Here is a 776-nt window from a genome sequence, read left to right as displayed (position 1 = left end):
ACGAAAAGTAATTGTTATTTCCAATACTTTAGTGTATATTTTTTCTCTGGAACATCTTTAAGAGGAAGGGATTAAGGCCATGTTATTAATCGATATATTTACGTTTCTTGGCATTATCGCCGCTGCCATTTCTGGTACATTAGTTGGTTTAAAAAAAGATTTAGATTTATTTGGTGTCCTTTGTTTAGCTGTAGCTACTGCGCTCGGCGGCGGTATTATTCGTGATATCATGATTGGTAACCTGCCCCCTGTCGCATTTGTAAAACCCATTTACTTTTTCGTAAGTGTATTATCAGCATTATTTACTTGTATGTTTTTTGAGCGCATCAATAAACTTCAAGTCGTTATTATGCTTTCTGATGCTGTTGGCTTAGGCGTTTTTACAGCTATTGGTGCAAATGCGGCAATGTCACATCATGTTGACGCCTCATTTCTAGTTGTTTCAATGGGAGTCATTACAGGTATTGGAGGCGGTATTTTGCGTGACATTTGTGCTCAAGATATCCCTTACGTATTCCGAAAAGAGATTTACGCAATCGCTTCTATCTTAGGAGCAATTAGCTTCCTAATCACACACGCTATGGGCGCGCACGTATTAGCTTTCTATGTTTGTTTATTAGTAACATTCGTTATTCGTGTCGTCACTGTAATATATAATGTGCATTTCCCTGTTTTCTTTAAAACACATGCTAAAATTAATAAAGGCCATTAAGAGAATTCTATCTAGAATTCTCTTAATTTATATACTATTCTACGAACTAATATAGAGTAATTAT

General features: G+C 35.7%; 1 protein-coding gene. It reads left to right on the top strand.

Annotation, left to right across the window (positions count from 1 at the left end):
* The first annotated feature begins 79 nt into the window (after window positions 1–79).
* Entirely contained in the window at window positions 80–712 is a 633-nt protein-coding gene (locus DN403_RS28810) for a trimeric intracellular cation channel family protein (RefSeq protein ID WP_000924371.1), read from the top strand.
* Window positions 713–776 lie beyond the last annotated feature (64 nt).

Source organism: Bacillus sp. AY2-1 (assembly GCF_008368965.1).
GTDB lineage: Bacteria > Bacillota > Bacilli > Bacillales > Bacillaceae_G > Bacillus_A > Bacillus_A thuringiensis_S.
The sequence above is the reverse complement of the archived record's forward strand: the minus strand, read 5'-3'. Positions and strand labels throughout refer to the sequence as shown.